Here is a 5,827-nt window from a genome sequence, read left to right as displayed (position 1 = left end):
ACATTGTTCACACCGCCTTCGCGCAGTGTGGGAATGTCCGGCGCAGAGATGGCCCGTTTCTCACTCAGCACACCCACCGCATGCAGCTTGCCCGACTTGATGTGCGGAAGCGCCTCCGGCAGCGGGRCAAAGGCCATGTCCACCACGCCGCCAATCAGGTCGGTAATGGCCGGCGCACCGCCCTTGTAGGGAACGTGCAGCAGCTTCGCGCCGGTCTGGCTTTCAAACATCAGCCCCGCCAGGTGCTGCGGGCTGCCGTCACCTGAAGAGGCATACGTCAGCTTGCCCGGGTTGGCCTTGGCCGCCGCCAGAATGCTCGCCGGCGTTCCATACTTCGCCTTGTCGTTCACCACCAGCACCATGGCCTGGTTCACCAGCTTGGTCACCGCCACAAAGTCGGTTTCCGGGTTGTAGGGCAAGGTTTTGAAGATGCTTTTGTTCGTCGTCAGAAAAGACGCCGGCGACACCATGATGGTGTAGCCGTCAGGCGCCGCCTTGGCCACCACCGGCACACCAATCTGCCCCGAGCCGCCGGCCCGGTTGTCCACCACAAAGGGCTGACCCAGGTCAGTGGTCAGCTGCTGGCTGACCTGGCGCGCCACCATGTCAACACTGCCGCCAGCCGGCAGCGCGACGATGACCTTGACCGGGTGGCTGGGGTAGGGCTCTTGCGCGAACGAGGAGGCGGCGAGCGCCAGGCCGGACGCGGCGCAAAGCGCCAGGCAAGCGGTGCGGGTGAATGACATAGGTCGCTTTCAGAGTTGGAGGGTACCGGGCGTCGCCAGTTCGCATTCCGTAAAACTTGCTCCGCCGTGGCTCGTGGGGATGCAAGTTGTATGCCTGCAAGCAGGGTTAGAGCTGGAGCTGGTGGGCGAAGACCGTGTGGGCATTCGTCTGCAGGCTGACCAAGATGCTGGCCGAGCGCGGCATCAGCATTGAGAGCATTCATACCGACATCGTGCGCAGCGGCGTCTCAGGCAAACAGACTTTCAAGGTCGAGGCGCATTTGCTGGTGCCGGCTACTTGTCTGTGGAGGCGTTGCAGAAGGAGCTTGGTAGCTAGGCAGCGAGATGAGGCTAGATATTTGCAATGGCTGGTTAGTCTTTTGAACGCTGCATTTTCATCACGTTCCGGTGACACCAGTTTGCTTTAAAGTCTCGTGCAACTGTTGCACCTCCATACCTCAGTCATATCCCGAACTTCAGCTTCTCTGAGGTGCTAAGACAGCGGCAGTGAGGCATCCGCCACCGACCGCGAATAATCTTCTGACCTCGTTTCTAGCCGCGATGCAATGCGCGGAACTGTCCTCCAAAAAGGCATTGAGTTTGGCGTCCATCAGGGCTCCCACACGGGTGGTGAGTGGGTCGTTGGGTGTGCCGTTCGCTGTTCGATTACCGCCGCAATTGATTTGCGTGTCATCTTGGCCTCACCCGGAAACCGGCCGGTCAGCAACAAGCATGAGTAGGAGAATGCGACGCTTGCGACCCAGAAGAAGATTGCCACAGCCAGTACGGACCACATGAAGACTGCGTTCTGTGCGCCCTCGGCATACATTGACCAGCTAACGCTTATCACGATACCCACTTGCACGAGGTTACCCAGCCAGCCCCACACAGTACGCAGCGGTCCGCACAGGTCCGAGAATCTGTTCCGCAGTAGCTCACTGCTGTACCGCTGTGAGGAATACTGAAGCAGTCTCGGAATGAGACCCTCATCATTCTCCAAAGATGAAAGCGGAACGCCCAACGCTAGGGACGCATCCTGCAGGCGGCGCTTTTGAACTAGCCCCTGCTCCCATGTCCCAAGTACAAGGGCCAAGATGCCAAAGGCGAGAGTCACGCCGAGCGCTCCCACCACATGAATAAATGCCATCTCCAGGCCCTCCACTTTGACAGATTCTGAGGCTCAGCAATGAGGTTGTCTAGTGAGCTTCCCGAAACTCCGAACGGGAAATAGGATCAACGTCGAGGTGGTGAGTGACAGAGCCTCGCGTGTCAGATGCCGTACTTGACAGGGCTAGTTAAAGATCTAACCGTACTTTGCCTTCGATGTGGCGAGTTTCGTCTGAAAAAGCCTCAATCCATTATGCGAATTGAGTTCTCTTCGCCGTACTCCAGCTTGATAAGTTTTAAAACACCAAAATGGACCTAGGTCTCATGGCAAGAGTTTCGAAATTCTCCAGGCGAAACGTTTGCCCAATCCCGAAACGCCCGAATAAAACTCTTCTCATTCCGAAAGCCCGAAGCCTCTGCCACCTGCTTGATCGGTTTTGAGGTTCGCAGCAACAACTCCTTCGCTTTCYCAAACCGCACCTCATCCTTGAGCTGCTGCAGCGAAGCCCCTTCCTCCTGAAGCTGCCGGTGTAACGAGCGCGCAGACATATTCAGCGCCGCCGCCAAAGTCTCCGCGTTGTGCGAAGCCACCCCCGGGTTCGCCAAGGCCTGACGCACTTGCTCAACCAACAACCGGTCACGCCGGTACTGCAACACCGTCAACGGCAAAGCACGCTGCAGCATCTGCTGCAAGGCCTTTTCATCACGACGGAGAGGCAAGGCCAGGTAGCGTGCATCAAACCGGATCTCGGCCTGCGCGGCATTGAACTGCAGCGGCCCGGGGAACATCAGCCCATAGGCCTCTACATGCGGCGGCGCGGCAAACGGAAAGCGTGCGCCCTGCAGCGGAATGCGCGAATCCACATACCAGCAGGCCAGGCCGTGGATGTTGCGCAGCACGTGCACCAAAGCAAACTCACCGACCTTGCCAGGGGCTTTTTCTTCGACCGTGATGGCGGCGGTGTCGCCGGAGGTGGTGACGCGCAGGGTGATGTCGTCGGCAATCAGCGCGTGGTGGYGGCACCAGCGTTTAAGGGCGACGCCCAGGTTGGGTGAGCTGATGGAGGCGCGGGCCAGCATGCCGTAGCTGCCCCAAGGCAGTTTGCGGCTGAAGGCGCCCAGGCCTTCGTCGTCCAGCTCCTGCATGGCGGCGCCTGAGAGTTGCTCCATCTGGCGGGCGGTGATGTGGGCGTTGACTTGCTTGAGCTGGGTTGGCGTGATCTGTGCCAGTTTCAGGGCTTCTGTCGGGCTTTGGTTGTAGCGTTTGTAGGCAGAGGCAATGCTTCTGGCAAAGGCCATGGGGGTGGCTGCTTTGGGTGGGCTGGCGGGTTTGACGGGTGCTTTGCTGAGCATGGTGACAATTTTCCGCCAAGGTGGCAGGATTTGCAACCTCATTGGCTGTGCCTGTGGGGCGGGTTTTCGCTAAGCTGGCTGTTTAGCGTTAATCTGGCTAAGGTGGGGCTCACGCACCCGACGGCCTGGCGCAGGTCAGCCCCATTTCAGTCCCGTTTCAGCGCCTTTCACCCGTATTTCAGGAATTGCCATGCCCGCTCTGGAGACAAAACTCAACGTCCGCTCTGCCGACTTTCAGGCCAATGCCACCGCCATGCAGGCCCAGGTAGACGACCTGAACGCGCAAGTCGCCAAGGCCGCCCTGGGTGGCGGTGAGGCCACGCGGGCGCGGCACGTATCACGCGGCAAGTTGCTGCCGCGTGACCGCGTGCAGATGCTGCTGGACCCGGGCACGCCTTTCCTGGAGCTCGGCCCCCTGGCTGCCAAAGACATGTACCCCGACCGTGACGGCACCGACAGCGCACCCTGCGYCGGCGTCATCACCGGCATTGGCCGCGTCAATGGGGTGGACTGCATGATCGTGTGCAACGACGCCACGGTGAAGGGCGGCACCTACTACCCGATGACGGTGAAAAAACATTTGCGCGCGCAGGAAGTGGCGATGCAGAACAACCTCACCTGCATCTACCTGGTCGATTCGGGCGGCGCCAACCTGCCGAATCAAGACGATGTGTTTCCTGACCGCGACCACTTTGGCCGCATCTTCTTTAACCAGGCCAACATGAGCGCGCAGGGCATTGCGCAGATCGCCGTGGTCATGGGCAGCTGTACGGCCGGCGGCGCGTACGTGCCGGCCATGAGCGACGAGACCATCATCGTCAAGAACCAGGGCACCATCTTTTTGGGCGGCCCGCCGCTGGTGAAGGCGGCCATTGGTGAAATCGTCAGCGCTGAAGACCTGGGTGGTGGCGATGTACACACGCGCCTTTCGGGTGTGGCCGACCACCTGGCGCAGAACGACGCGCATGCGCTGGCCCTGGCCCGCCAGGCCGTAGGCAGCCTCAACAAGACCAAGCGCTTCGACCAGGCCCTGCGCACGCCGGTGCCGCCGCTGCACAGCCCGCAAGAGCTGCACGGCGTGATTCCGGTGGACCCGAAAAAACCGTATGACGTGCGCGAGGTGATTGCCCGCATCGTCGACGGCAGCGAATTTCATGAGTTCAAGGCGCGTTTTGGCCCCACACTGGTCTGCGGCTTTGCGCACATTGAAGGCATGCCCGTGGGCATCATCGCCAACAACGGCATCTTGTTCAGTGAATCGGCCCAAAAGGGCGCGCACTTYATCGAGCTGTGCTGCCAGCGCAAGGTGCCGCTGGTGTTTCTGCAGAACATCACCGGCTTCATGATCGGCCGCAAATACGAAGCCGAAGGCATTGCCCGCCACGGCGCCAAGATGGTGACGGCCGTGGCCACGGCCCAGGTGCCCAAGTTCACCGTGATCATTGGCGGCAGCTACGGCGCCGGCAACTACGGCATGTGCGGCCGGGCGTATTCACCACGCTTTTTGTGGATGTGGCCGAACGCGCGCATCTGCGTGATGGGCGGCGAGCAGGCCGCCGGCGTGCTCGCCACCGTGAAGCGCGACGCGATTGAAGCCAAGGGCGGCACCTGGAGCACCGAAGAAGAGGCCACCTTCAAGCAGCCGGTGCTCGACCAGTTTGGCCAGCAGTCGCACCCGTATTACTCCACCGCGCGTGGCTGGGACGACGGCGTGATTGACCCGGCGGATACGCGGCGTGTGTTGGCGCTGGGGCTTTCGGCCACGCTCAACCAGCCCATCCCCGATACGAAGTTTGGCGTCTTCCGGATGTAATCGGCGGCCGATAGGAACCATCAAGGGCGGTTGGGGCAAAAAAAACGTGCATTGTGATGTTGTTGCGCGTCATATCCAGTGATTCAATAGCCGGCAACCCAACTCAAAAAAAGCAAAATGCAGAAATATCACCCGTTATGGCTTGTGGCCCTGATGTGTTGGGGCGCCTCAGACGCAGGTGCGGCGTTGCCCGAGACGCAACCGTCCCGGATGGTGGAGGTGAAAAAAGTCAGTGCGCCTGCTGAGCAGCTTCTTTTTCAGCTGGCCTATGCGGCGCAGCCCCTTTGTCAAAAGGAGGACGCCGATTGGACGTGGAGCTTGGGGGGATTTCCCAGGACCATTCCTCCTTTACCCAATGACAAATTACCCAAGAGATCATTGGCAGAGTATGAGGAGCTTGCCAGGCACTACAACATGGGGCCCGGCGCCAGTATTTTTCTGACGGACATCGACAAGACCCCTTGGGGATACGTCGGCTTCAAGGCGCGCGAGCCATTTGAGTTTGCTGAACAGGGGCAGCTTCTTCGCTTCTTTGGAACCCCGAAACCGGATTCAGTGGGGCCGCATGTTCGGGAGAAAAATCCGGAGGCAACTCCCCTGGTTGAGTTTTCAGTCAAGCGCAACGGTGAGCCGGCAAAGATTGCGGTGAGGCGGGTCGCGGTTTGCCAGCTCTCATTGACTGTGGTCGACGGGACCTACCGGTATGCCGATTCAGATGGCGCCAGCGTGATAGTGACGGTGCCGCTGCTGGCCAGGCTTTCCAGGGACGAGTTGGTGGTGGTGCTTGCCCATGAGGTCGCGCATGTTGCCTTGAAGCTCAGCCGTGACC

The 5,827-nt window shown here is 60.1% G+C and carries 4 protein-coding genes; 2 read left to right on the top strand and 2 right to left on the bottom strand.

Annotation, left to right across the window (positions count from 1 at the left end; translation table 11 throughout):
• Both AC1DWI_RS11905 and AC1DWI_RS11900 read right to left on the bottom strand, forming a co-directional pair.
• Positions 1–746, bottom strand: a 746-nt coding sequence (locus tag AC1DWI_RS11905; RefSeq protein WP_477724895.1) for a Bug family tripartite tricarboxylate transporter substrate binding protein, incomplete at its 3' end; no start/stop codon positions are given.
• A 1,401-nt stretch (positions 747–2,147) separates the two neighbouring features.
• The gene (locus tag AC1DWI_RS11900; RefSeq protein WP_477724894.1) at positions 2,148–3,185 is read right to left on the bottom strand and encodes an AraC family transcriptional regulator; all 1,038 of its coding nucleotides are present in this window, start codon (positions 3,183–3,185) and stop codon (positions 2,148–2,150) included.
• 190 nt (positions 3,186–3,375) lie between these two features.
• Here AC1DWI_RS11900 and AC1DWI_RS11895 point away from each other — a divergent pair, with 190 nt between their 5' ends.
• Positions 3,376–4,998 (top strand): carboxyl transferase domain-containing protein, encoded by a 1,623-nt coding sequence (locus tag AC1DWI_RS11895; RefSeq protein ID WP_477724893.1) that lies wholly within the window; start codon positions 3,376–3,378, stop codon positions 4,996–4,998.
• Between the two features lie 117 nt (positions 4,999–5,115).
• A partial coding sequence (locus AC1DWI_RS11890) for a M48 family metalloprotease (protein WP_477724892.1) occupies positions 5,116–5,827 on the top strand: 712 nt, incomplete at its 3' end.

This window comes from Polaromonas sp. P3_C2, from assembly GCF_056402675.1.
Note: the sequence above shows the minus strand (reverse complement) of the source record. Positions and strands in the feature narration are given on the sequence as shown.